We start from the raw sequence: 25,143 nt of genomic DNA, 5'->3' as shown, positions 1-25,143 counted from the left end.
TTCGATACGCCCCTCCGCAAGCTCCGGGGCTGCTCAGGGAGCAGGGTCGGGGTCCGGTAGCCACGCCCCGTGCAGTCCCGCGGGAACACGGATCGGTAGGTCAACGGTGGCGATCGGGCCGTCCGCCGGCGCGTCGGCGGCGAGCAGGTGGAACCGTGAACGCATGTCGGTCGGGTCGGTGCCGATGGCGCCCCAGTAGTCGCGGTCGGCACCGGGGATGAAAATCGGTTCGCCGATCGCGGCACCAGGCGTCCACACCTGCTCGGTACCGGCCGCGAGGTCGTGGAACCACAGGCTGTCGAGGTCGTCGCTGTCGGCGGGCCCCTTTGCGACACTGGCGATACGACCATGGTCGCGGGTGAGGAGCCGGTCGTCGACCCGCGGGAACTCCATGTTGGAGACCTTGTCGCTCAGAACGGTTTTGGTGATCCCGGCGTCGGGATCGACGACCGCCCGGGTCAACGCGGACGACGCGGGCGTCGGCTGGTCGCTGAAGCCACCCGGATAGGTCCACTCCACATAGTCGACGGTGACCGATCCGTCGGCGTTGTCGAAGGCGTTGGCGAAATGCCACACCCAGAACGGGTCGGTGTCGATCCAGCGGACCGGTCCGCCGTCGCGGGGGATCAACGCGATCCTGGTGCCGCGCTCCGGTTTCCAGGACAACAGTGAGCCGCCGGCCATCACGCTCTCGAAGTCGAAGAGCAGCGGACAGACGAACAACACGATGTAGCGGGAGGTCAGCGCCATGTCGTGGATCATCACCGGGGCGTCGAGGCCGTCGACGGGAGTCGGGGTACGCGTGGCCGCTCCGTCGGGTCCGACGACCGCCCACGTCAGGTACGGCGCGTCGAGAACGTAGTTGAACAGGACGAGCTCCCCGGTGGCGGGGTCGATCTTGGGGTGCGCGGTGCTCCCGACGAACATCGCGCCGTCGCAGTCGATCTTGGCGATGGTGGCCAGGTCGGCCGGCGCGAGCTGGTACGGCCGGTCGGACTCGGCCATCGCCATCAACCGGCCGCCGTGGCGCACGATGTTGATGTCGGGCAGTTCGCGCACGGTGCCCGCCAGGGCGTCGCCGACCTCGGCCGCCGACGGTGTGTAGCCGTCGGTGATGCCCGACCAGACGGCATGTCCGGCAGCCTCTTCGGCGAGCACCATCGGCGTGCGGACGAAGCGGTTGCGATAGGAGGCGCGGCCGTCGGCGAAACCGATGCGATGGACCATCGCATCGCCGTCGATGGGGTAGACGTAGGAGCCGATCGGGTCGAAGCGCAGATTGGGGCCGTTGCGCAGGTAGCTGCCGTGCAGGTCCGGCGGGATCTCGCCGGTGACCGGCAGATCGATGCGGTCGACCTCCTCGCGCTGCGGCGCGAACACACCGCTCAGGAAGGGGTTGCGGGACATGTCGACCGGCGCGGGCCGGGTCGGGATATCTGAGGTCGTCATGACAGAGCTTTCGTCGGGCACGGGTGTGCTCACAGGTTAGGGCGATCGGGCTCCTCCGGCGTCGGGGTTGGGCCCTCTCGTCCCGAATCCCGCGATCCGGCGTGATTAGCTATGGCCATGCGTGCCACGCGGGACAGCCGCGACTACGGGTCGATCCTCCTCGGGTCGGCCGACGAGAGCGGCATCAAGCAGCGGGTTCGTATCCAGACCCTGCTGACCGCGTCGATCGTGGCGGCCAACCTGTTCGGGGCCCTCGTGGCCGTGGCGCTGACCGCGGTCGGGATTCCGCAGCCCAGCGTGTTCACCTCTGAACTGTGGTGGGTCAACTTCATCGTGGTGCCGGTGTACATCACCGCCGCGTTCGTCGTCGGGATCGGCTGGGGGACCGCCGTGGGGGTCCGCGACCTGCGCTGGGCCATCCGTGACGAGCTGCCCACCAAACGCGACGCGCGCCGCACGATGCGCCTGCCCTGGCGGCTCTCACTGGTCCAGGGCCTGCTGTGGGGCGTCGCCACGGTCCTGCTCACCATCCTGTACGGGATCGTCGACCCGCAGCTGATCCCCAAGACGCTCTTCGTCGCCGGGCTGAGTGGCGTTGTGGTGGTGGCGATCTCGTATCTGTTCATCGACTTCACCCTGCGACCGATTGCGGCCGAACTCATCTCGGCGGGCCATCGCCGACGCAAGCGCACCGGTGTGCGGGCGCGATCGGTGGTCTCGTGGATGGTCGGCTCGGCGATCCCGGTCATCGGCATCCTGCTGGTGGTGGCCTTCGGTCTCGCGCGGGACGAGACGACGAAACTCGACATGTTCATCGGTGTGACGGTGCTGGCCATCACCGCCCTGTTCACCGGTCTGCTGCTGACCCTGCTGTCGAGCATGAGCATCACCGGACCGATCCGCAGCGTGCGCGCCGGGATGAACCGGATCAGTGCCGGGGATCTCGAGAACGCGCGCGTCGTGGTCTACGACGGCACCGAGCTCGGTGACCTCCAGGTGGGATTCAACGCGATGGTCGCCGGTCTGCACGAGCGGGAACGGCTGCGTGACCTGTTCGGCCGTCACGTCGGCCGCGAGGTCGCCGAGGCGGCGCTGGCGTCCAATGCCGGACTGGGCGGTTCCGAACGCCTGGTGGCAGCCCTGTTCGTCGACGTCATCGGTTCGACGAGGCTGGCCGCGACGCGGCGCCCGACCGAGGTCGTGGAGATCCTCAACAAGTTCTTCGCGGTGATCGTCCGCGCCGTCGAGCAGAACGACGGCCTGGTCAACAAGTTCGAGGGCGACGCCGTGCTCGCGATCTTCGGCGCGCCGATCGACCTCGACGACGCGGCGGGCAGCGCCCTCGCCGCGGCCCGCAGGATCGCCGACGACCTCGCCGCCGACGTCCCCGAACTCTCGGCGGGCATCGGGGTCAGTCATGGGTTGGCGGTCGCCGGGAACGTCGGTGCCATCGAGCGATTCGAGTACACCGTCATCGGCGACCCGGTCAACGAGAGCGCCCGTCTGTCGGAACTGGCGAAGCGTGATCCGCGGCGCCCGTTGGCATCAGAGCGCGCCATCGCCGCCGCCGACGACGTCGAGGCCGCCCGCTGGGAGCGGCAGGAGACCACCTCGCTGCGCGGCCGGACCGCGGAGACGACCGTGTATGCCGCGGTCGTCGACGAGGAGAGTGCCGAGATCGGGGCGGGGGAGATCGGGGCTGGGGAGATCGGGGCGGGGGAGGTCGGCGCCGCCGAGGACTGAGGTGGCGCTGCCGGCACCTGGAGGGAGCGGAGGCGGCTCGCCTCACATCTCGCGGTCGCCCTGGCCTTCGGCGAAGTCGAGGCGACGCAGCGCAAGTCGCAGGACCTCGTCGTCGATGCGGCCGGCGTCGCGCTCGGAGATGAACACCGCGCGCTGGATCTGCAGGATCTCGTTGCGGATCCGCGCACCCGCGGAGGTGGGACTCTCCCCGATCGTGTCGGGGCCGCGGCCGAGTTCTTCCCAGGCCACATTTCGCTGGGTGGTGACCCACTTGCGCAGCATGCCGAGCTGCAGACGCCGCGGATCGTCGTCGGCGAGCCCGGCGGCGAGTTCGTCGATCCTGCGCTCGGACTCGCGCGATGCCCGGTCCTGCGCGGCGGCGTAGGCGAGCCGGTCCTGAGCCTGTTCGTCGCCGGCGACACCGAGTAACCGGATCACCATGGGCAGGGTGGTGCCCTGGATCAGCAGCGTGCCGACCACGACGATGAAGGTCAGCAACAGGATCTCGGCGCGTGCGGGGAACGGTTCGGAGGCGTCGGTCTCCAGTGGGATCGCGAAGGCGGCGGCGAGGGACACCACGCCGCGCATGCCTGCCCACGAGACCACGAACACCCACGACGGTTTGGGCGTGGGTTCACGCTCGCGTATCCGTCGCGACAACAACCGCGGCAGATACGTCGCCGGATATATCCAGAGGAAACGCACCACGATGGTGGCTGTCAGGACCGCGGCGGCGTCGACGGCGACCTGCGTCCACGACTCGCCGGCGACCCCGCGGATGAGCACCGGCATCTGCAGGCCGATGAGCAGGAAGACGAATGCCTCGAGAAGCGCGTCGATCGACTTGCGCACCGCGTCGTCCTGCAGGCGGGTCGCGTAACCCAGGCGTACCGAACGCTGCCCGAGGAAAAGTCCGGCGACGACGACGGCGATCACGCCCGACGCGTGCAACTCCTCGGCGACGTAGTACGTGCCGAACGGGACCATGATGCCGATGGCGGTCTCCATGGGCGGGTCGGTCAGCCAGATCCGCACCCAGGACACCACCATGCCGATCGCCAGCCCCACGACCAGTCCGCCCAGCGCGGCGATCGCGAAGGTCAGCACTCCCTCTCCGACCGAGGTGGTGACACCGACCGCCGCCGCCAGTGCGATGCGGAACGCGGTGAGTGCGGTCGCGTCGTTGAGCAGGCTCTCCCCGCCGAGCAGCGTCATGACCCGGCGCGGCAGCCCCAGCCGCCGACCGATCGCCTGCGCAGAGACCGCATCCGGCGGCGCGACCACGGCACCGAGGACCAACGCGGCCGCGAGCGGGAGGCCGGGGACGGTGAGATGTGCGACGACTCCGACGACGACCGTGGTCACCAACGGCAACCCGACCGCCAGCAACCCGATCGCCCGGAAGTTCGCGCGGATCGCCTGATACGAACTCTCCTGTGCGGCCGAGTAGAGCAGCGGCGGCAGGATGAGGAACAGCACGAGTTCGGGGTTCAGGGTGGGTGCGGGCAGGTCGGGAATCCAGCCGATGCCGAGGCCGACGGTGACCAGCACCAGCGGCGCCGACAGGCCGTAGCGACGGCACAGGGCGGCTATCAGCACCGCGATGACCGCGACGAGCAGTAGCGATGCGCCCATTCGAGCGACTTTAATCCTGCGGCGGGCGGTAGATAATGACGTGCATGAAGATCTTCCGTCGGTCGTCCCCGCCGAGCCCCGATCACTCCGGTGCCGATTCGGCCGGTGGCCGCTGCGCCGAACTCGGTGAGATCGGGTCGGACCCCGCGCTCGATCCGGCGCCACCCTCGGGTCAGGAACGGTGCTGCGAGGAATGCGTGGCGATCGGCGAGACCCACTGGGCGCATCTGCGGAAGTGTCTGACCTGCGGACGGGTCGGCTGTTGCGATTCGAGTCCGCGGCGGCACGCGACCGCGCACTTCCACGAGACGGGTCATCCGGTGATGCGCTCGGCCGAACCGGGTGAGGCGTGGCGCTGGTGTTACGTGCACGAGGTGACGGGGTGAACCCCCGCGCCCGCAGCACGGCCCATGGCGGAGAACACTCCTCGGACGAGGGCGCCGGACCTGTACTGACGACAAGTAGGATTTGAGGATGACGTCGAACAGCGAGAGCGCGATCAGCGCAGACCAGCCGGCGCCGACGATCGGTCCGCCGGACGTTATCGGCACGCCCCTGAGCCCGACGGCGACCAAGGTGATGGTGCTCGGCGCGGGTGAGCTCGGCAAAGAGGTCGTGATCGCGTTCCAGCGGCTCGGGGTCGAGGTCGTGGCCGTCGACCGGTACGCCGATGCTCCCGGACAGCAGGTCGCCCATCACGCCGAGGTCATCGACATGACCGACGCCGACGCACTGCACGCCGTCATCGACAAGCACCGGCCGGCGTATGTGGTGCCCGAGATCGAGGCCATCGCCACCGAGGCCCTCGTCGATGTCGCCGAACATGGTATCGCCGAGGTCATCCCGACCGCGAGCGCGGTGGTGGCGACGATGAACCGCGAGGGGATTCGACGCCTCGCCGACGAAGAACTCGGGTTGCCGACGTCGCCGTACCTGTTCGCCGACACCGCCGAGGAGCTGGCCGTCGCCGCGCGGCAGATCGGATATCCGTGCGTCGTGAAGCCGGTGATGTCGTCGTCGGGCAAGGGACAGACCGTGCTGCGCGGGCCCGAAGACCTCGCCAGGGCCTGGCAGACCGCGAACACCGGCGGGCGCGTGCAGGGCAGTCGCGTCATCGTCGAGGGGTTCGTCGAATTCGACTATGAGATAACGCTTCTGACCGTCCGTGCGATCGACCCGCGGACCGGGGTGCTCGCCTCGCATTTCTGCGCCCCCATCGGGCACCGTCAGATCAACGGCGACTACGTGGAGAGCTGGCAACCGCATGAGATGAGCCCCGACGCGCACGCGTCGGCCACGTCGATCGCGGCGCGCATCGCCACCGCGCTGGGCGACGGAAAGCTCGCGGGCCGCGGCGTTTTCGGCGTCGAACTGTTCGTCAAGGGCGACGACGTCTACTTCTCCGAGGTGAGTCCCCGCCCACACGACACCGGTCTCGTCACGATGGCGACGCAGCGGTTGTCGGAGTTCGAGATGCACGCCAGGGCGATCCTCGGTCTCCCCGTCGACGTGACGCTCGCGTCACCCGGCGCCTCGGCGGTCATCTACGGTCAGCTCGACCAGAAGGCGATCGGATTCGAGAACGTGGCAGCGGCACTAGCCGTGCCCGAGACCGACATCCGGCTGTTCGGCAAGCCCGAGAGTTTCCACCGGCGACGGATGGGGGTGGTCACCGCGACCGCCGACGATGTCCCCGCCGCCCGCGAACGTGCCGTGCGCGCAGCGTCGTTGGTCACACCGGTGCCCGGCCGGGCCGCGGTCCGCAAGGCCACCACGCTGCCCCCGACCCCGCCGGCGCCGCCCCGCCGCCCGGGTCCCCCTCCCGGCCACGCCGGGCCGCCTCCCGGACCCTCGGGTCCACCGCCGGGAGCCGCGAAGGTGCCGCCGGGCCCGCCGCCCGGCCGTCCCGGCCCGCCTCCGGGCCCGCGTCCGGCGGCTCGTCCCGCCGGCGGTCCCCTCGGACCCGGCGGCCCTCGTCCCATGGCGCCCTCGGGTCCGCCGCCCCGGCCGGGCGGCGCGCCTCCGCGGCCCGCGCCCAACGGGCAGGCCCCGGTGATGACCTCGATCGTCAAGACCGGCGACGCCGCCGCCGATGCCCGCCCCGGGCCGACGCCGGCTCCGGGCGAGTAGCGGGACCACGCGCCGGTGCCGCTGTGGGGTGAGCTGCTGGTCGCAGCCGTTGTATTCGTCGGGTTGGTGGGCATCGTCGTGCCGATCCTGCCGGGGACATTGCTCATCGTCGGAGCGCTGTTCGTCTGGGCGCTGATCGTCGGGGGCTGGGCCTGGTCGGTGTTCGTGCTGGCGATGGTGGTGATCGCCGTCGGCGAGGTCATCAAGTACCTGGTGGCAGGCCGGTCGCTGCGTGCGGATGCGATCCCCAACCGCACCGTCATGGTCGGCGGGCTCGTCGGCATCATCGGGTTCTTCGTCGTCCCCGTCGTCGGATTGCTGCTCGGGTTCATCGTGGGCGCCCTGGCGTCGGAGCTGGTTCGGACCCGCAGCCCGGAGCAGGCGTGGCGCGGCGCGCTCGCCGCCCTCAAGGCCGCGGCCAAGACGATCGGTGTCGAACTCCTCTTCGCGCTGGTCGCCACCGGAATCTGGACGACCGGCGCATTCGTCTGGTGAACCCGTCTGACCTGCATGTATGATCCGTTGTGACCGCTGTCACCGATCTTTGTGTACAGTCGTGCTCCGAACGCTGTACCCGCCGGTAACACCGCCCGATGGGAACTCCAGCCGAGGGGAGGAGTGCGTGTGAACCTGCTCAGATGGAGTAAGCGGCCCGCTGCGGATGTCGAGGCCCGCAGACCGGAGGTCAACATCCTCCGGGGGCTCGTGGCGCGGGCCACCACCCCGCTGCTCCCGGACGATTATCTGCACCTGATCAACCCGTTGTGGAGCGCTCGTGAGCTCCGCGGCAAAGTGCTCGACGTCTCCACGGAGACCGACGACACCGCGACCGTCACCATCCGGACCGGTTGGGGATTCCCGGACTCCTACAAACCCGGGCAGTATGTGGGCATCGGCCTGCAGATCGGCGGCAAGTGGCATTGGCGGTCGTACTCGCTGACCTCTTTCGGGGCCAACGAGAACAAGACCATCGCGATCACGGTGAAGGCCAACCCGGACGGCTTCCTGTCGTCGCACCTGGTCGACGGGGTCAGCCCCGGGACCATCATCCGCCTGCAGTCGCCGAAGGGGGATTTCCATCTGCCCGAGCCGGTCCCGGAGAAAATCCTCTTCGTGACCGCGGGCAGCGGCATCACGCCCGTCATGGCGATGCTGCGGCAGCTGAAGTCGCACGGACAGACCCCGGACATCGTGCACATCCACTCCGCACCCACTCGCGACGACGTGATCTTCCTCGACGAGATGGAGGAGCTCGCCGACAAGGCCGACGGTTACGATCTCAACCTCCAGTTGACAAGGGAGATGGGCAAGTTCGACGTGTCGCGGCTCGACGAGTGGGTGCCGGACTGGCGGGAGCGCGAATGCTGGGCCTGCGGTCCGGTGGCATTGCTCGACGCGATGGAGTCGCACTACACAGACGGTGGTCTGCGCGACCGGTTGCACGTGGAGAGATTCGCCATCGCCCGCACCGACCACGGCGGGGAAGGTGGCACCGTGAAGTTCCTCATCTCCGACAAGGAGGCCGAGGTCGACGGCGCCACAACGCTTCTCGAAGCTGGGGAGAACCTTGGTATCCAGATGCCGTTCGGTTGCCGGATGGGTATCTGTCAGACATGTGTCGTCCCGCTCGCCGGCGGATATGTGCGTGACCTCCGCACCGGCGAGGAGCGACGCGAAGGAGAACGAATCCAGACATGCATCAGCGCCGTGTCTGGTGAATGCACCCTGGATCTGTAGGAGGCTTCATGGCCATCACCGACATCGATCAGTACGCCCACCTCACCGAGAGCGACATCGACACCCTCGGTGCCGAACTCGACGCCATCCGCCGCGACATCGAGGAGTCCCGCGGAGCGGCCGACGCCCGGTACATCCGGCGCGCCATCACCATTCAGCGGAGTCTCGCCGCCGGAGGCCGACTCGCACTGATGTTCAGCGACAAGAAGGTCGCCTGGGCGGCCGGCACCGCGATGCTGTCGCTGGCCAAGATCATCGAGAACATGGAACTCGGGCACAACGTGATGCACGGGCAGTGGGACTGGATGAACGACCCGGAGGTCCACTCGTCGTCGTGGGAGTGGGACACCACCTGCCCCAGCGTGCAGTGGAAGCACTCCCACAATTTCGTCCACCACAAGTACACGAACGTCGTCGGGATGGACGACGACGTGGGCTACGGAATCCTGCGTGTCACACGCGATCAGCCGTGGGAGTGGTGGAACATCGGGAACCCGATCTACAACTTCATGCTCGGCACGTTCTTCGAGATCGGGGTGGCCCTGCACCACCTCGAGACCGAGAAACTGCGCAACAAGGAGAAGACCTACCGGCAGGCCGCGAAGGATCTGCGTGTGATCGGCACCAAGGTGAGCAAGCAGGCCACCAAGGACTATCTGATCTTCCCGGCGCTGGCCGGGCCGAACTGGAAGACGACGATCACCGCGAACTTCACCGCGAACATCGTCCGGAACTACTGGGCGTACATGGTCATCTTCTGCGGGCACTTCCCCGACGGTGCGGAGAAGTTCACCGTCGAGGAGTTCGAGAACGAAGACCAGCCGCGCTGGTACCTGCGACAGATGCTGGGGTCGGCCAACTTCCGGGCGGGACCGCTGATGCGGTTCATGAGCGGCAACCTCAGTCACCAGATCGAGCACCACCTGTTTCCCGATCTGCCCAGCAGCCGATACGAGGAGATCGGGGTGCGGGTGCGCGAGCTGTGCGACAAGTACGACCTGCCCTACACGACGGGTTCGCTGCTCGGGCAGTACTTCCAGTCGTTCCGCACGATCGCCAAACTGGCGCTGCCGAACTCACTGCTGAAGGCGACTGCCGACGACGCACCGGAGACGGCGTCGGAGCTGCGGTTCGCGATCCGGGAGGGGATGAGCGACCACTTCGGCGTCGACCCGGCCACCGGTAAGCGGCGCGGACTCCGAACCGCGTTGCGGGAGTTGAAGAATTCGCCGGTGCGCGCGTCCGGTGTCGGGAGGGCGTGAGCGGCGTTCGGCAGAATCCGTTGCGCCACCGTAGATGTCGCGGATCGTAGCGTTCCGCGCCACGATCCGCGACATCTGCGAAGATCCTTCGGGCGTGGTTCGTCCGTGCCAGAATGGCGCTCGTGCGCATCGGAATGACGATGCCCGTGATGGAGCCGGATCTCGATGCGGAGACGCTCCACTCATGGGCCACCACCATCGACGACGGTCCGTTCAGCTCCCTGTGCTGGGGTGAACGCATCGCCTTCGACAACCCGGAATGCCTGACCTTCCTCGGCGCGCTGGCGGCGTGGACGCGGCGGGTGCCGCTGGTGATGACGGTCGTCGTCCCGCAACTGCACGACCCGGTTCTCCTCGCCAAGTCGCTGGCGACCGGCGACATGCTGTCGGGAGGGCGCCTCACCGTGGCGCTCGGGGTCGGCGGGCGACACGAGGACTACCGGGCGGTCGGCGCGGACCCGTCGACGCAGACGATGCGCCAGCTGGCCGACCGTGCCGCCACGATGAAGCGGGTGTGGTCGGGGGAGAAGCTGACCGACTCGGTGCTGCCGGTCGGTCCGGCACCGCACCGCAAGGGCGGTCCGGAACTGCACGTCGGCACCACTGGACCCAAGACCATCCGCAGCGCCGTCGGGTGGGCCGACGGCATCGCGGGCGTGACCCTTGACCTCGATACACGCAAGCAGAACGAGCTGTTCGACGTCGCGCGTTCGGCGTGGGCGGAGGCCGGCCGGGCCGCACCCCATCTCGCGACGTCGTTCTGGTTCGCGATCGGGAACGGGGACGGTCCGCGCGCCCAGGTGACCCGGCACCTGCACCACTACATGAACTGGATTCCGTCGGAGTTCGTCGACGCCATCGCGCCCACCACCGGCTGGGCGGGTACCGAGGCCGACCTCGCCGAGGTCCTGCGCCGCTTCGCCGACATCGGCACCGACGAGGTGCAGCTCATCCCGACCGGCTCCGACCTCGATCAGCTCCGCCGCGCCGCGGACGTGGCGGCGGCGTTCGCCTGAGCGACCCGACACCGGGGGAGCGGGACACGCCCCTCACGGCGTCGCGGGCGGGGTCTCCTGCGGAGATTGCTGCGGGCGCAGCATCACCAGGCACAGCACCGCGGCGGCCGCGGTGAGGACGCCCGAGAAGATCAGGCACAGATGCATGCCCTGGAGGAAGGCGTTCCCGACGGCACCCATCACGGTGGGTGTGTCGGCGCCGAGATCGAGGCCGGACACCGCGGCCAGACCCTCACCGTCGACAGCACTGACAACCCGATCCCGCATCGCGCCGTCGATCCCCGCGTCGGCGAGCTCGTCCGGGAGTGCGTTGACCGCACCCGCGGTCAGCAGGGCGCCGAGGACTGCGGGGCCGAGGGCGCCACCGACCTGACGGAACGTGTTGTTGCCCGCCGCGGCCATGCCCGCGAGGTGATAGGGCACCGAGGACACCGCGGTCGCGGTCATGGGCGCCATCACGAGTCCCATGCCGAGGCCGAGGATGATCAGTCGCCACGAGATCGAGGCGAACGAGGTCTCGGCGTCGAGGTCGAGCAGCGCGAACTGCGCCACCGCCACCATCGCGAGGCCGCCGCCGATCATGAAGCGCGCCTGGATCTGGTGCATCATCTTGCCCGCGAGCGCACCCACGGCCATCGACGCGCCGTTCATCACGGAGAGTCGCCAGCCGGCCTCGACGGTGGTCAGCTGCTGGACCATCCCGAAGTACATGCTCAGGACGAAGATGAAACCGATCAGGGCCAGGAACGAGATCATCGCGATCAGGGTCGTGACGGTGAACGCCCGGCTGCGAAACAGGTCGAGGTCGAGCATGGGACTGTCGGAGCGTCGTTCGACGACGACGAAGGTCACCGCTGCGATCACCGCCACCACGAAGGCCACGACGACCTTCGGATCGCCCAGCCCCTCGACACCGGCCTCGATGACGCCGAAGACCAGCGCGGTGACCGCGACCGCGGCGGAGATCTGGCCGGGCCAGTCGAGCCGCCGGGCGTGGGGTGCGCGCGAGTCGGGCAGGGTCGCGATCGACACGGCGAGCGCGACCAGCGCCACCGGGATCGGCATCAGGTAGATCCACCGCCAGCCCGCGGACTCGGCGACCGGACCCGCGACGAGTGAACCGAGAGTCAGCGACAGCATCAGCGACGACGCCCAGATGCCGATGAACTTGCCGCGCTCACGGAAGTCGGGCACGGCATGGCTGATCATCGCCAGGGTCGTCGGCAGGAGTGCCGCCGCGCCCGTGCCCGCGATCGCCTGACCGATCCAGACCTGCACGATCGACTGCGCGCACAGGGCGACCAGGCCGCCGATCGCGGTCAGGCTCAGGCCGACCAGATAGACCTTGCGACGCCCGTGGACGTCACCGAAGACCCCGGCGGTCAGGATGAAGGCCGCCATGGGCAGCACGAACGCGTCCTGGACCCAGGACAACTGGGCGGTCGACGCGCCGAAAGCCTCGCCGATCGCGGGCAGGCTCACCGCGACGCTGGTGATGGGCAGATAGGCGACGAAGACGCCCAGGCAGGCCATCACGATGGTCGCTGTCCGGCGCTCCGGCGGAGCCTGCAGGGTGGTGGACGTGGTCACACGCTCTCGCTTTCGATGAACTCGCTGTACTTCCACGCGTCGCCGGGTCCGGTCGGACCACGGCGGAGGCGCAGGGAATCATTGTCCGGTCGGTGCGACAGAAAAGTGCAGTCGGGTTCGGAGAACCGGAACATATCAATGTCGGAGACTGCAGCCGCATAGGATTCCTCCATCATGGACGACACAGACGGCACGATCCTCCGTGCTCTGCAGGTTTCCCCGCGGGCGTCGTTTCGGCAGCTGGGCGAGGTCGCCGGGATCTCCGAGCAGACGGCTGCGCGCCGGTACCAGGCGTTACGACGATCCGGGGTGATGCGGGTCGTCGGGATCATCCGCCCGGCGGTCCGCGGCCAGTCCGAATGGGTGGCGCGCGTGCGCTGTCGCCCCGATCGGTTGGAGCCGCTCGCCGCGTCGCTGGCCCGTCGGCGCGAGGTCGGCTTCGCCTATGTGGTGTCCGGCGGCGCCGAGATCGTCTGCGTCATCCGCGCACCGATGGGGGCCCTGGGGCACGACGTTCTGCTGAACGCGCTGTCGACCCGGGCCGCGGTGATCGACGTCCGCGTCGACCTCGTGCTGCACGCCTTCGACGTAGGGATGCCTGCATCGCGATGGACCGGCTTCGGAGGGGGCCTGACGGCGGAATCCCTGGCTCTCCTCGCCTCGCATGCCCCGGTCGAGGATGCCGCCCTCGAGGATGCTGTCGAGGAGGACGCGGATTCCGACGGCACCGCTCGCGACCAGCAACCGTCGGGCATCGCGCGCCTGACCGACGACGATGCCCCGCTGATCGACGCCCTGACGCAGGACGGGCGTCTCCCGCACCGCGAACTGGCCCGTATCTGCGGCTGGACCGTCGGGCGCGTACGGCGGCGCCTCCGCACACTCGAACGCGGTGGCGCACTGCGCTATGACGTCGAGATCCTGCCCGAACGGCTCGGGTTCCGGCTGAGTGCGACGCTGTGGCTGACCGTCGCGCCGACGGCGCTCGACCGCGTCGGAACCGCACTCGCCGCACACGACGAGGTGGCATTCGTCGCGGCGATCAGCGGTGAACACAACCTCATGGTCGCGGTGATCTGCCGCGACACCGAGGATTTCTACCGCTACCTCCGGACCGAGGTCGCCGCCGCAGAGGGGATCACGGGCTATTCGGTCAGCATCCGCGTGCGGCGTCTGAAGCAGAACGCCTCGCTGGTGGTCCAGGGTCGGCTGATCCAACCCGTGTGACCGGCGCCGGGGATCGGAGCAGGCGATCGGTGCGGCTGACCGGTGCTCGGGGGGATTCCGGTCCGCTACAGCTCGACCGGCGGATAGAGCCGGTCCATCGTGTACTGCCTGTCCCGGCGCGCCGCCCACGAGGAGAGGAGCATGCTGACCACGACGATCCCGGCGAGCACGGCGATGGCGGTCCACAGGCGGCTGTCGATCCCTCCGACGGTCAGTTGGCGAAGGCCGTTGACGGTGTAGGTCATCGGATCCACGTGATGGAGGTACTGGAAGGGTTCCGGCGTGGTGGGAACCGGATAGATTCCGCCCGCGGAGACCAGCTGGAGCATGAGGAACGCCAGGGTGACGGCCCGGCCGACCGCGATGCCGAACACCGCGTTGAACATCTGGATGATCGCGATGAACGCGGCCACGACCAGCAAGAGGAAACCGAAGGTCGCCACCGGATACTTGGCGTCGAGTCCCACGGCGAAGGTGATCACCGTGTAGAGGACCGCCGCCTGGACGAAACCGATGAAGAAGGCCGGCGAGAACGACGCGAGCACCACGCGGAGCGCGGGTATCCCACGGACGATGGCGCGGGACTGCAGCGGGGTCAGCAGCATCCAGGTGATGATGCCGCCGACGAACAACGCCAGTGACAAGAAGAACGGGGTGAATCCCGTCCCGAAGGTCGACGCCGGGTTGTCGGTGTCCTCGTCGAGTGCGACGGGTCGCGCCAGGGTGTCGGCGAGCTTCTTCTTCTGCTCGGCGTCCCAACTCGGTATCGCCTTGACCCCGTTCTCCAGACCGGATGCGAGTTCGTTTGCGCCGCTGGACAGACGGGTGGTGCCGGCGGCGAGTTGGGCCGCGCCGTCGCTGAGCTCGACCAGGCCCGAGCTCAATCGGTTCGACCCCGAATCGAGTTCGGTGACCGCGTTGCGCAGGGTGGTGATCTCCGCGCCCAGACCGCCGTTGCCCAGCAGGGACAGTGCCGACCGCAGGCCGCCCTGTGGATCGTTGAGTGCAGTGCTCAGCGTCGAGACGTCGGAGCGTACCTGGGTCAGCTGGCCGGAGGCCTGGGGTCCGAGGGCCTGTTCGGAGAGGAACTGTTCGGCCGGTGCCAGTGTGGTCGCGAGTTGCTGGACCACCGGGTCGGGGTTCGCCCGAAGCGCGGTGATCACCTGCGACAGCGCCTGATCGGCGTCGGCCTGGTCGGCGGCGAGGGTGTTCAATCGCGCGGTCACCGCCGCGGCGTTGGCTCCGATCCGGTCGGCGATCGCGGTGATCTCCGCAGGACTGAGCCCGGCGCTGCTGACGCTGCCGAGGGCGGTGAGCACCGGGTCGGTGGCACGGGTGACCGCGCCGGACAACTCGTCTATCCCGCCGGCCAGCTGGGCCGCACCGTCCTTGGCGGTGACCAGGTTGGTGGACAGTTCGTGGGCCCCGTTGTCGGCGGTGACCAGACCGGTCGCCAGTTCGTTCGCCCCGTCGGCCGCCTTCTGCAGCTGCCCGGAGATGGAGCCCACGTCGTTGAGGACGATGTCGAAGGTCTGCGCACCCACCTCTGCGCCGACCTCGTTGACGATCTGCTGGGCCGCGTCCTGGCCGATGAGGGTCGCCAGATAGTTGTTGGCGTCGTTGTAGGTGAAGATCAGATCGGCCGAGCGGGGGGATTTGCTGGTGGGTGAGGCGATCGATTCACTGAAGTCCGCGGGTAGCGTGATGGAGAAGTAGTACTTGCCCGACGCCACGCCTTCGGCGGCTTCGGATGCCGAAACCTCGTGCAGGTCAAGTGGTTTTTTCTCGACCAGTCGGGCGGCGACCTCCTCTCCGGCCTGCAGTGGCCGGCCGTCGACACTGGCCCCGGTGTCCTCGTTCACCAAGGCCACCGGGATTCGGTCGGCGTTGGCGAACGGATTCCAGAACGCCCACAGGTACATCGCGCCGTAGAGCAACGGCATGAGCATGATGACCGTGATCGCGAGCCGCGGCATCCGACCGCGGAAGTACCTCTTGATGTCACTGCCCGGAGCGAACGCGGCAATCACGATGGCTCTCCGTTTCTGTCGCCGGTTGGCTCGTGGTGTGGGGGCTCGTGGTCTGGGGGCTCGTCGTCTGGGCGCTCATGGTGTGGGGGCTGGTGGTCTGGGGCGCCGGTGTCGATCACCCGCGTGTCGGTGAGATGGTCGAGCGCGATCACGTCGCGCAGCGCGCTCTGTCCGGTGGTGGCGGCGTTGATGTCGGCGGTGATGACGGTCTGGGTGTGCCCCAGGACGACGAGACGGTCGAGGACCGCCGCGGAATCACCGATGGAGGTGAGCCGGTCCACGCCGCCGACGACGAGCAGAGGCGGCCGCCCGACGTTCGCGACCGCGATACGGAGCAGCGTCGCGGTCAGTTCGGGCAGTTCTTCGACGAAGGCATCCATCCGCGGCAGGGGGTGCTCGCCGAAGACCGGGCCGCAGATGTGTTCGAGATCGTCGCGGCCGGAACGTCGGACCCACCTGTACCACCGGGACTTCCAGCGGATCTCCTCACTGACCACGTCGCTGACCCGGATGGTCTGCGCGACCCGGTCGACCTCGTCGATGTACGCGATGGCCGCGCTGGCGAAAAGGTGCCTGGCCTGACCCGTGCGTCCGAACGCGGTGAGTGTGCCGGAGGTGGGTTTCATCCGTCCGGCGAGCGTCAGCAGCAGCGCCGTCCGGCCGCGACCGGCGCGCCCCGACAGCACGGTGACTCCGCCCTCACGGACACGGAATGTCTCGGGCCCGTAGATGTGACCCCATCCGGCGTGGACGCCGATGGCGTCGGCGTCGATGACGGTCGTGTGGTCGACCATGGCGAACCTCTCCGGCCGACGTTCCGACCACACGCGAGGAGCAGACGAGAGCGGCGTCGGACATGCTCCCGGGCCGGCTCGACGCCCCCCAATGAGCTTGCACACGCAACATAACGCAGTCCCCGTCGCGGTCGTCGGGATTTGGGAGTCGCGAGGGCGCGTGTACGCCATCGTCGTTTCCGGCCTGGGCAACCGCCGGCGCGGGGTATAGCGTCGCAGTGTGGAGTCGGCGCAGCACAGCAGCCCCGGGCTCACGCGACTGTGTGTACTCGCAGTCGTGGCCGGTGCGGTGACGGGATTCGTCGGCGGTGGTTTCCGCTGGTGCTTGGACCACCTCACGCGATGGCGGCTCGACATGCTCGACTGGTCGGCAGGTCTGGGTGTGCCCGGCTGGTTCATCCCGGTGGCGGTGACCGCCGCCGGGGCCACGGTCGGCGCTCTCGTCGTACGATTCGTACCGGAGTCGTCGGGCAGCGGCATCCAGCAGGTGGAGGCGGTCGAACGCGGAGAGGCGTCGCCTTCACCCCCACGGCTGATCCCCGCGAAGTTCCTCGGCGGTCTCGCCGCGATGGGGTCCGGACTGGTCCTCGGCCGCGAAGGTCCCACAGTGCACATGGGTGCGGTCGTCGGTTCCGAGACCGGGCGTCGAGCAGGCCTCGACGACAACGACATTCGTGCCCTACAGACCTCGATGAGCGGCGCGGGACTGGCGGTGGCGTTCACCGCTCCCGTCGGCGGGGCCCTGTTCGCACTCGAGGAGGTGTCGCGCTCGTTCCGAATGCGGGTGGTGCTCCCGACCATCCTGGGGGTCGCGGTCGCGGTGGCATGCGGTCGGTTGATCCTCGGGGACCGGCCCGACTTCGTCGTCGGCGCCGTGGCTGCACCGTCGATCGTGCTGTTGCCGGTCTTCGTGATCTTCGGGCTGCTCACCGGCCTTGTCGGAATCGCTTACACCAAGGTGACTCTTGGGGCGATCGCGGCGGTCCGCGGAATCGTCCGGGTGCCCCCGATCGCCAAGGCGACGATCATCGGAGCGATCATCGGTGCCCTGCTGGCCATCGACGCCCAAGCGGCGGGTGGCGGAGATGGCCTGGCGCAGTCGATCTTCGACGGCGGGATCGTGCTGCCGGCGATCGCGGCACTGTTGGTCGTCAGGTTCTTCGCGGGACCGCTGTCGTATGCGGCCGGAACCCCCGGTGGCCTGTTCGCGCCGATGCTCGCAATCGGTGCCCTGTGGGGTGTCCTGTTCGCGGCGGGTGTCGATGTCCTCTTCCCGCAGGCGGACTCGTCGCTGCGGGACGCGATGGTGCTGGCCGGGATGGCGGCGCTCTTCGGTGCGGTGGTACGCGCCCCGCTCACCGGACTGGTCCTCGTCATGGAGATGACCGCCACGACGACGGTCGCGGTACCGATGCTCGCGGCCACCGCGATGGCGGTTCTCGTCGCCCATCTCGCCTCGGTGCCACCGATCTACGACTCCCTGCGTGAGCAGATGCTCGCCGACCATCGGCGCCCGCCGCCTCCGGGGCCCACGACGTCCGCCGCCTGAGGGGGCAGCAGCACGAGACGATGCCATCGATGCTCGGCCAGCACGGCGCATGGACAGCCGCCGAACAGCTCGTGCCGCTGATCGTTGCTGCGGGATAGAACTTTGTTCGGTGTTTTTTCTGGGCGTTTCTTCGGGGAGTTTGTGAACGGATTCCGAGCATATTCTGGTGCAGTTGGTAACTCCCGTGACGGAAACGGTCGGTATCGAAGGTGCTGGTCTTACATCCCGGGATTCTGAACATGGTGTGGCACAACGTAATCCCTGTGGATCGTGGCGGCGATCGCCGAGATGTTCGATTACCTTGGAGTCATGCCCGATCTCGCACACCTCCTCGATTCCCTCATCGAGACGACGCTCCCCGCAGACGACTCCACCGGTCGCGCGACGTTCACCGAGCTGGATACCCTCCGCCTGATGCGTAACGCGGTTGAGCGCCAGATCGTGGTGCGCGCAGCCGAACTCGCGCGATTGCGAGTGGCTGAACGCAGCCACTCGACACTGTCGAAACTGTTGATCGAGATGGGATTCGCACCCGCGGTCGCCGCCCGCATCGTGCGGATCGCCCACGGACTCGAGCGACTCACTAGAGTCTCCGGACATGCCGCGGACGGGCGCCTATCGGCCGAGATCGTCGACGCCATCATCCGAGGGATCGCCCACATCGAACATCGGTCCCCCACAGATCTTTCCGACGACGAGGTGTCGGTCTTCGAGACCGAACTGCTCACCCAGGCCCTGTCCCGGGGCAACACCCGCCGAAGTGCTGGCCCGAGCACACACGCTCGGCAACATTGTCGCCGACGCCGACGGCGGCATTCCCGCCGCCGAGGACCGCGCACTCAACAGCGTCTCTCATACCCTCACCGACGACGGTCGCGTGGAGATCGTCGCCGACCTCACCCAGGTCGTCGGGGAGAAGTTCATCGCCATGATCGACCAACGCTCCACACCCCGACCCGAACCCGACGGCGCCGACGACCGCCGCTCAGCCGGGCAACGACGCGCCGATGCCTTCGAACTCATCCTCGACCAGGCCGTACTCGGTGCCGCCCTCGACACCGCCGGAGCGCCACGCACCCAGCTGATCCTGACCATCCCCGCCGACGCCACCGATATGGGCGCGTTGCCGTGGACCGGCACCATCACCGATGCCACCGCCCGCGCCCTCTCCTGCGACGGGACTCTGACGGAGGTGATCATCGACGGCGAGACGGTGCCGCTGCAGATGGGGCGCGACAAGCGCGTCTTCCCACCGGCGTTGCGCAAGGCTGTGATTGTGCGCGATGGGTGTTGCGTCAAATGTGGTGCACCACCGTCACATACCCAGGTACACCATCTGCGGCATTGGGCCGACGACGGGCCGACGTCGCTGGACAACGGATGTCTGCTCTGCCAGCGTTGCCACACCCAGGTCCACCACAATGGCTGGGACGCCGTCCTCGGCTTCGACCGGCATCCGTGGCTGATCCCACCGGTCGACATCGACCCACAACGCCGACCGCTACCCGCCTACAACCGCCGCACCATGCGACTCGACGACGCCGCCTGACAGACCACACTCTTGCGGCAGTATGAGCCGCATACCGGACCATACTGCCGCAACAAGCGTTCTCGAAAACCGGGACCGCGCACGATCATTGACAACTCCACAGTGTGAAGGGTCGCCACTGCCGGCCGCGAGCGAGACCGCCGGCGCCGGTTCAACCGGCAGAGGCTTCAGCTGGTCGCGATGCGGCCGTGGGTGCGCGAGTCCAACGGTACGATCAGCGGACCGCCCGAGATCGGGTCGGTCATCACATGCGCGCGGAGCCCGAAGGCCTCGCCGAGCATGTCGGCGTCGATCACGTCGGTGGGGGAGCCGGTGGTGACGATCGCCCCGTTGCGCATCACGAATAGTGAATCGCTGTACCGGGCCGCGAGATTCAGGTCGTGGAGAACCATCACGATTGTTTTTCCGTGATCGTCGCAGAGGCTGCGGACGAGGTCCAGCACGTCGATCGAATGGGCGAGGTCGAGGTACGTCGTCGGTTCGTCGAGCAGGATGAGGTCGGTGCCCTGCGCGAGGGTCAGAGCTATCCACACGCGTTGTCGCTGACCGCCGGAGAGTGCATCGAGGGTGCGGTCGGCGAGGTCGAGAGTGTCCGTCATCTCCATGGCCTCAGCGACGGCGGCCTCGTCGGTGGCGGTCGCCTGCTGGTACCACCGCTGGTGTGGGTGCCGACCACGCCCGACGAGGTCGGCGACCGTCAAACCCTCTGGCGCGATGGGATTCTGCGGCAGGATGGCGAGGGTGCGAGCGACCTGCTTGGGCCGCACCGAGGAGATGTCGTCACCGTCGAGATAGACCGTGCCCGACTTCGGTGGCAGCAGTCGGGCGAGGCATCGCAGCAGCGTCGACTTCCCGCACCCGTTGGAACCGATGATCGTGGTGACCTGACCGTCCGGAACGTCGATGGTCAGACCGTCGATGACCACCCGGTCGTCGTAGCCGACTCGAAGGTCGACACCGCGCAGACGGGCGCTACCGGTCGGCGTCCGGGTAGGCGGGTTCTGGGTCGCCGGGGTTCGGGTCTCTGGGGTTCGGGTCATGGGGTTCGGGTTCATCGGGGTCCCATCCGGGGGAGAGGTGGTCATACGCTCGCCTTTCGGGACATGGCGATCATCAGGTAGATCAGGAACGGGCCGCCGATCGCGGCGGTGACGATGCCGACCGGTAATCCGCCGGGAAGCACCGTGCGACACAACAGGTCACCGCCGAGCACCAGGGACGCACCGATCAGCCCGGACAGCAACGGCGTCGGGACGGCGGTGCCGGCGAGACGGAGTGCGATCTGCGGGGCGAGCAGCGCGACGAAGGCGATGGGCCCGGCCGCCGACACCGCGAGCGCACTCACGAGGACCGCGGTGAGGAGCAGCGTCGTGGACACCGCACCGACACGGACGCCGAGGCCGCGAGCCAGATCGGGTCCGAGGCTGAGCATGCCGATCTGGCGTGCCAATCCCACGACCACGACGATGCCGGCCACGACGCCCCCGACCACCGGCCACACATTCGACCACCCGACGTTGGCCACCGAACCGACCAGCCACACCTGGGCTCGGCCGACGTCGCGGATGTCGGCGCGGGTCAGCAGGAAATTGGTGAGCGCCTGCAACATCCAGGTCATGCCGACACCGATCAGCACGAGCCGGAACGGATTGATACCGCTGTTGGCCTTGCGGCCGGGCCACGCCAGCACGTACATGACCACCGCGGTGAGGAGCGCGCCGACCATGGCCGACACCGGGACACCGAGATCACCGAACCAGGCGCCCCAGCTCGTCGTCGAAAAGGCTATGGCCGCAACGGCAGCCGCGCTCGCCCCGGCCGTGATGCCGAGGATGTCGGGGGTCGCGAGGGGATTCTGGGCGATGAGCTGGGTGATCGAACCCGCGAGACCGAGACCGAAACCGACCAGCAGGGACACGAGTGCGCGGGGGAGCGCGACGTCGAACACCACCACGTTCTCGATGCGGGTACCGCCGCCGAGGAGGATGCGGGCGACATCGACAGGGGTGAGCGGGTAGTCGCTGACGCCGACGCTGGTCAGGAACAGCACCAGCGCGATCGCGGTGGAAACCAGTGCCACGACGAGCATTCGGGGCCGGACGACCATCGACACCGGTTCGATGGCGATGCGATAACCACCCGGATGCGGTGCCACGCCCCGGCTGTTCGCGGTCGTCGTTTTCGTGGTGGGCGTGCTCATACGGTCCCCAATCTCTGCCGGCGGACCATGAGGATCAGGAACGGTGCGCCGACCAGCGCCAGCATCACGCCCACCTGCACCTCACCGGGGCGGGCGACGATGCGGCCCAGGATGTCGCAGCCGACGAGGAGGATGCCGCCGAACAGGGCCGAATACGGGATGATCCAGCGGTAGTCGGCGCCGACGAACGCCCGCGCGACGTGCGGCACCACCAGACCGAGGAAGACGATCGGACCGCAGGCCGCGGTCGCTGCACCGATCAGGAGCGTGATCGTCAGGATGCCGAGGACTCGGATGAGTATCACGCGCGAGCCCAGCGCCTTGGTCATGTCGTCGCCGAGGCTGAGCACGTTGAGGAAGAAGCCGCTCGCCAGCGCCAGCACGAGGCCGATGAGGATGAACGGCAGGCTCGCCCAGAACACGTCGATGCCGCGGCCTGCGGTGGACCCGACACTCCAGAACCGCCACTGGTCGAGCGAATTGGTGTCGACGAGAACGATCGAGGACGTGATGGCCGTGAGCATCGCGGTCAGGCCGGTACCCGCCAGCACCAACGTCAGCGGAGACGATCCGCTCAACGCCGACAACCCGAACACGACGGTCGCGGCGATGATCGCCCCGATGAGTCCGAAGAACATGAACGCGATGGGACTGGAGATGCCCAGCACGTAGATCCCCGCGACGACGGAGCATGCGGCGCCGGCGTTGACGCCGAGTATGCCCGGATCGGCGATCGGATTGCGGGTGTGGCCCTGGGTGATCGCACCGGCCGCGCCGATGGCGAGACCCGCGGTCAGACCCAACAGGGTTCGCGGGACACGCAGATCCCAGACGATGCCGTCGACGTCGGTGTCCTTGGTGATCTCCGGCATCCGGAGGTCCAAGAGCGCGGCCCAGATCTCGGCCATCCCCGTGGTGAAGCTCGGCCAGATCTCGTCGAGCGGCACCGATCGGGAACCGAACAACACCGACGCGATGACCAGCGCCGCGAGGACCGCCAGCAGTAGCGGGATTCCGAGAACTCGGAGGGAGCGGCGCACGAAGGGTTACCTTACCAACGTCGTCCGGCGGCCCTCACGGCGCGACGCGAAGAGTGTCGTTCGTATAACGAAAGACCTGCGGATCCTGAGCGGACGCTGTGCCGGCGGTAACACTGCGATGAGCTGGGGTCGATATGCCCAGTGTTGTCAGGGAACTCGTATCAGGAGGATGGATGAATTCGTTCAAACGGGCCGTCGTCGGGATGGTGGCCGCCGCAGGAATCGCAGCAGGCACGCTGGTGGGTGCCGCACCTGCGCAGGCGGCGGTACCCAACCTTCAGATGACGGGTGGGGTCTACTGCCAGTTCGGAGCGCCGGGCACGCCGTGGAACAAGGCGTGGAGCATGACCCGGTTCATGAGGGTCACTGCGCGTGACGGCGAATTCCGCAACGTCACCTTGCAGGAGGTCAACGGTGCGACGAAGTTCAAGGCGCAGCTGAAGAAGAACGAATCGCTGACGATCAAGACCGTCTGGTTCGGCTGCTTCCCGTCCTCGATCGCCGGATATGCGATCTCCGATTACGCCGAGAACCTGACCGACAACGCCGGCTTCTGGTGGAACTTCCGACGCATCGACAATCCGTTGGACCGTTTCGGAGCGGGCTCGTCTCAGTCGTCGGCCATGTCCGGCGGCGGCACCGACGTCGCGGGCGTACCCGCGCTGCCCGTCCGCTAGTACAGACGGCTCACTCGACGACGAGGGGCGACCGGTGAGAACCGGTCGCCCCTCATCGTTTGTCGCGAGTGTCGCATCACGCCGTGGGGCGCGACACCTTGTCCGGCTCGGAGGCGGCGAGCATGTCCTCACGCTCGACGACCTTCACGCGTTCGCGGCCTTCCGCGGCCCCCAGGGCGCGCTCGTGCTCGTCGAGGCGGTACCAGCCGTCCCACGTGGTGAACGGGATGCTCTTGGACTCGAGCAGCTCGATGATCGCGTCCTCGCCCGGCTTGCTCGGATTGTTCAGGACACCGGCCTCGGAGTCCTTGAGGATGCAGTCGACGGTTTCGTTGGCGTCGCCCTTGGTGTGGCCGATCAGGCCGACGGGCCCGCGCTTGACCCAACCGGTGGTGTAGATGCCGGTCAGCTGCTCACCCTCGTCGAAGACGCGTCCGGCTTCGTTGGGGATGACGCCGGCCTGCGAGTCGAACGGGATCTCGGGCAGGTTGTCCGAGAGGTAACCGACCGCCCGGTAGACCGCGCCGACCTCCCAGTCGGTGGTCTTGCCGGTCGGCTTGACGTTGCCGGTGCCGTCGAGCTGGGTGCGCTCGGTGCGCAGACCGACGACCTTGCCGTCCTCGCCGAGGATCTCGGTGGGGCTCTCGAAGAAGTGCAGGAAAAGCTTGTGGATCGCACCCTGCTTGGGTTCGCGGATCGCGTAGTTCTCGATGATCGTGGCGACCTGGTCGGTGATCTTGGAGCCGCGGCGGGCGACGGCCGAACCCTCGTCGTAGTCGATGTCCTCGGGGTTGACGACGACCTCGATGTTGGGCGAGTGGTCGAGCTCCTTGAGTTCGAGCGGGGTGAACTTGGCCTGAGCCGGTCCGCGACGCCCGAAGACGTGCACCTCGATCGCCTTGTTGGCCTTGAGGCCCTCGTAGACGTTGGCCGGGATCTCGGTCGGCAGCAGCTCGTCGCCGGTCTTGGCCAGCACGCGCGCGACGTCGAGGGCGACGTTGCCGACGCCGATGACGGCGACCTTCTCCGCGTCGAGGGGCCAGGTGCGCGGGAAGTCGGGGTGACCGTCGTACCACGCGACGAACTGCGCGGCGCCGTAGCTGCCGTCGAGGTCGATGCCCGGGATGTCGAGAGCGCGGTCGTCGGTGGCCCCGGTGGAGAAGATCACCGCGTCGTAGTGGTCGCGCAACTCGTCGAGGGTGATGTCGGTGCCGTAGTCGACGTTGCCGAGCAGACGCACCTGCGGCTTGTCGAGCACCTTGTGGAGCGCGGTGATGATGCCCTTGATGCGCGGATGATCCGGTGCGACGCCGTAGCGGATGAGACCGAACGGTGCAGGCATGCGCTCGTAGAGATCGATGCTGACGCCGCGGTCCTTGGCGGTGTCGGACTTCATCAACGCGTCGGCGGCGTAGATCCCGGCGGGACCGGCACCGACGATCGCAACCCGCAGCGGGCGGCTGTTCTCGCTCATGGAGTAGGTGTCTTCCGTTGCTCAGCACGCACAGACGAGTA

Annotated in this window: 19 protein-coding genes and 1 pseudogene; 11 read left to right on the top strand and 9 right to left on the bottom strand. The window is 68.0% G+C overall.

What is annotated here, in order from left to right; translation table 11 throughout:
- Window positions 1–33 precede the first annotated feature (33 nt).
- Window positions 34–1,449 carry a carotenoid oxygenase family protein gene (locus H1R19_RS19195; RefSeq protein WP_219849831.1) on the bottom strand — a complete coding sequence of 472 codons (1,416 nt, stop codon included), beginning with the start codon at window positions 1,447–1,449 and terminating at the stop codon, window positions 34–36.
- A 117-nt stretch (window positions 1,450–1,566) separates the two neighbouring features.
- On the opposite strand from H1R19_RS19195, the gene H1R19_RS19190 reads away from it, so the two are divergent.
- A complete protein-coding gene (locus tag H1R19_RS19190; RefSeq protein ID WP_219849830.1) occupies window positions 1,567–3,192 on the top strand; it encodes an adenylate/guanylate cyclase domain-containing protein in 1,626 nt (541 codons plus the stop codon).
- Between the two features lie 42 nt (window positions 3,193–3,234).
- Here H1R19_RS19190 and H1R19_RS19185 read toward each other — a convergent pair whose 3' ends face one another.
- On the bottom strand, window positions 3,235–4,827 hold the full coding sequence (locus H1R19_RS19185) for a Na+/H+ antiporter (protein ID WP_219849829.1): 1,593 nt from the start codon (window positions 4,825–4,827) through the stop codon (window positions 3,235–3,237).
- A gap of 44 nt (window positions 4,828–4,871) precedes the next feature.
- On the opposite strand from H1R19_RS19185, the gene H1R19_RS19180 reads away from it, so the two are divergent.
- The 6 genes from H1R19_RS19180 (at window position 4,872) to H1R19_RS19155 (ending at window position 10,972) form a co-directional block, all read left to right on the top strand.
- Entirely contained in the window at window positions 4,872–5,213 is a 342-nt protein-coding gene (locus tag H1R19_RS19180) for a UBP-type zinc finger domain-containing protein (protein WP_188331196.1), read from the top strand.
- Window positions 5,214–5,301: 88 nt separating this feature from the next.
- A complete protein-coding gene (gene purT / locus H1R19_RS19175) occupies window positions 5,302–6,957 on the top strand; it encodes a formate-dependent phosphoribosylglycinamide formyltransferase (protein WP_219849828.1) in 1,656 nt (551 codons plus the stop codon).
- A gap of 15 nt (window positions 6,958–6,972) precedes the next feature.
- Complete coding sequence (locus H1R19_RS19170) at window positions 6,973–7,452, top strand: DUF456 domain-containing protein (protein ID WP_219849827.1); 480 nt, start codon at window positions 6,973–6,975, stop codon at window positions 7,450–7,452.
- Window positions 7,453–7,581: 129 nt separating this feature from the next.
- Window positions 7,582–8,694, top strand: coding sequence for a ferredoxin reductase (locus H1R19_RS19165; protein WP_188331193.1), 1,113 nt, complete (start codon window positions 7,582–7,584; stop codon window positions 8,692–8,694).
- A gap of 8 nt (window positions 8,695–8,702) precedes the next feature.
- Window positions 8,703–9,956, top strand: a complete 1,254-nt coding sequence (locus H1R19_RS19160) for a fatty acid desaturase family protein (RefSeq protein WP_188331192.1) — start codon at window positions 8,703–8,705, stop codon at window positions 9,954–9,956.
- A gap of 113 nt (window positions 9,957–10,069) precedes the next feature.
- Entirely contained in the window at window positions 10,070–10,972 is a 903-nt protein-coding gene (locus H1R19_RS19155; RefSeq protein ID WP_223205590.1) for an LLM class flavin-dependent oxidoreductase, read from the top strand.
- Window positions 10,973–11,005: 33 nt separating this feature from the next.
- On the opposite strand, the gene H1R19_RS19150 is transcribed toward H1R19_RS19155, so the two are convergent.
- Window positions 11,006–12,505 carry an MFS transporter gene (locus tag H1R19_RS19150; protein ID WP_188331423.1) on the bottom strand — a complete coding sequence of 500 codons (1,500 nt, stop codon included), beginning with the start codon at window positions 12,503–12,505 and terminating at the stop codon, window positions 11,006–11,008.
- A gap of 231 nt (window positions 12,506–12,736) precedes the next feature.
- Here H1R19_RS19150 and H1R19_RS19145 point away from each other — a divergent pair, with 231 nt between their 5' ends.
- Window positions 12,737–13,789, top strand: coding sequence for an Lrp/AsnC family transcriptional regulator (locus tag H1R19_RS19145; RefSeq protein ID WP_219849826.1), 1,053 nt, complete (start codon window positions 12,737–12,739; stop codon window positions 13,787–13,789).
- Between the two features lie 65 nt (window positions 13,790–13,854).
- Here the strand turns inward: H1R19_RS19145 and H1R19_RS19140 are convergent, their stop codons facing one another.
- Together H1R19_RS19140 and H1R19_RS19135 are read right to left on the bottom strand one after the other, a co-directional pair.
- Window positions 13,855–15,819 (bottom strand): YhgE/Pip domain-containing protein, encoded by a 1,965-nt coding sequence (locus tag H1R19_RS19140; protein WP_219849825.1) that lies wholly within the window; start codon window positions 15,817–15,819, stop codon window positions 13,855–13,857.
- Window positions 15,816–16,613 carry an ATP-binding cassette domain-containing protein gene (locus H1R19_RS19135; RefSeq protein ID WP_244970761.1) on the bottom strand — a complete coding sequence of 266 codons (798 nt, stop codon included), beginning with the start codon at window positions 16,611–16,613 and terminating at the stop codon, window positions 15,816–15,818. The genes H1R19_RS19140 and H1R19_RS19135 overlap by 4 nt, the downstream gene beginning before the upstream one ends.
- A 220-nt stretch (window positions 16,614–16,833) precedes the next feature.
- Here H1R19_RS19135 and H1R19_RS19130 point away from each other — a divergent pair, with 220 nt between their 5' ends.
- Window positions 16,834–18,162, top strand: a complete 1,329-nt coding sequence (locus H1R19_RS19130; RefSeq protein WP_219849824.1) for a ClC family H(+)/Cl(-) exchange transporter — start codon at window positions 16,834–16,836, stop codon at window positions 18,160–18,162.
- Between the two features lie 288 nt (window positions 18,163–18,450).
- Window positions 18,451–19,711: pseudogene (locus H1R19_RS19125) on the top strand (HNH endonuclease).
- A 167-nt stretch (window positions 19,712–19,878) separates the two neighbouring features.
- Here H1R19_RS19125 and H1R19_RS19120 read toward each other — a convergent pair.
- From H1R19_RS19120 to H1R19_RS19110, 3 genes are read right to left on the bottom strand one after another with little or no spacing between them, the layout of a single operon-like run.
- A complete protein-coding gene (locus tag H1R19_RS19120) occupies window positions 19,879–20,751 on the bottom strand; it encodes an ABC transporter ATP-binding protein (RefSeq protein ID WP_244970760.1) in 873 nt (290 codons plus the stop codon).
- Between the two features lie 41 nt (window positions 20,752–20,792).
- Window positions 20,793–21,911, bottom strand: a complete 1,119-nt coding sequence (locus H1R19_RS19115) for a FecCD family ABC transporter permease (protein ID WP_219849823.1) — start codon at window positions 21,909–21,911, stop codon at window positions 20,793–20,795.
- Complete coding sequence (locus tag H1R19_RS19110) at window positions 21,908–22,951, bottom strand: FecCD family ABC transporter permease (protein WP_188331185.1); 1,044 nt, start codon at window positions 22,949–22,951, stop codon at window positions 21,908–21,910. The genes H1R19_RS19115 and H1R19_RS19110 overlap by 4 nt, the downstream gene beginning before the upstream one ends.
- Window positions 22,952–23,124: 173 nt before the next feature.
- Here H1R19_RS19110 and H1R19_RS19105 point away from each other — a divergent pair, with 173 nt between their 5' ends.
- A complete protein-coding gene (locus H1R19_RS19105) occupies window positions 23,125–23,628 on the top strand; it encodes a hypothetical protein (protein ID WP_188331184.1) in 504 nt (167 codons plus the stop codon).
- A gap of 76 nt (window positions 23,629–23,704) precedes the next feature.
- Here H1R19_RS19105 and H1R19_RS19100 read toward each other — a convergent pair whose 3' ends face one another.
- Entirely contained in the window at window positions 23,705–25,102 is a 1,398-nt protein-coding gene (locus tag H1R19_RS19100) for an FAD-dependent oxidoreductase (RefSeq protein WP_188331183.1), read from the bottom strand.
- Window positions 25,103–25,143 lie beyond the last annotated feature (41 nt).

Origin of the sequence: Gordonia jinghuaiqii (assembly GCF_014041935.1) — a bacterium.
Taxonomy (GTDB): Bacteria; Actinomycetota; Actinomycetes; order Mycobacteriales; family Mycobacteriaceae; genus Gordonia; species Gordonia jinghuaiqii.
The sequence above is the reverse complement of the archived record's forward strand: the minus strand, read 5'-3'. Positions and strand labels throughout refer to the sequence as shown.

What these genes read in the sequence shown, in the direction of transcription:
- H1R19_RS19105 (WP_188331184.1), top strand. Translation starts at nt 23,125, where the DNA reads ATGAATTCGTTCAAACGGGCCGTCGTCGGGATGGTGGCCGCCGCAGGA.
- H1R19_RS19190 (WP_219849830.1), top strand. Translation starts at nt 1,567, where the DNA reads ATGCGTGCCACGCGGGACAGCCGCGACTACGGGTCGATCCTCCTCGGG.
- H1R19_RS19150 (WP_188331423.1), bottom strand. Translation starts at nt 12,505, where the DNA reads ATGGCCTGCCTGGGCGTCTTCGTCGCCTATCTGCCCATCACCAGCGTC.
- H1R19_RS19185 (WP_219849829.1), bottom strand. Translation starts at nt 4,827, where the DNA reads ATGGGCGCATCGCTACTGCTCGTCGCGGTCATCGCGGTGCTGATAGCC.
- purT (WP_219849828.1), top strand. Translation starts at nt 5,302, where the DNA reads ATGACGTCGAACAGCGAGAGCGCGATCAGCGCAGACCAGCCGGCGCCG.
- H1R19_RS19120 (WP_244970760.1), bottom strand. Translation starts at nt 20,751, where the DNA reads ATGACCCGAACCCCAGAGACCCGAACCCCGGCGACCCAGAACCCGCCT.
- H1R19_RS19160 (WP_188331192.1), top strand. Translation starts at nt 8,703, where the DNA reads ATGGCCATCACCGACATCGATCAGTACGCCCACCTCACCGAGAGCGAC.
- H1R19_RS19180 (WP_188331196.1), top strand. Translation starts at nt 4,872, where the DNA reads ATGAAGATCTTCCGTCGGTCGTCCCCGCCGAGCCCCGATCACTCCGGT.
- H1R19_RS19115 (WP_219849823.1), bottom strand. Translation starts at nt 21,911, where the DNA reads ATGAGCACGCCCACCACGAAAACGACGACCGCGAACAGCCGGGGCGTG.
- H1R19_RS19155 (WP_223205590.1), top strand. Translation starts at nt 10,070, where the DNA reads ATGGCGCTCGTGCGCATCGGAATGACGATGCCCGTGATGGAGCCGGAT.
- H1R19_RS19145 (WP_219849826.1), top strand. Translation starts at nt 12,737, where the DNA reads ATGGACGACACAGACGGCACGATCCTCCGTGCTCTGCAGGTTTCCCCG.
- H1R19_RS19100 (WP_188331183.1), bottom strand. Translation starts at nt 25,102, where the DNA reads ATGAGCGAGAACAGCCGCCCGCTGCGGGTTGCGATCGTCGGTGCCGGT.
- H1R19_RS19135 (WP_244970761.1), bottom strand. Translation starts at nt 16,613, where the DNA reads ATGGTCGACCACACGACCGTCATCGACGCCGACGCCATCGGCGTCCAC.
- H1R19_RS19195 (WP_219849831.1), bottom strand. Translation starts at nt 1,449, where the DNA reads ATGACGACCTCAGATATCCCGACCCGGCCCGCGCCGGTCGACATGTCC.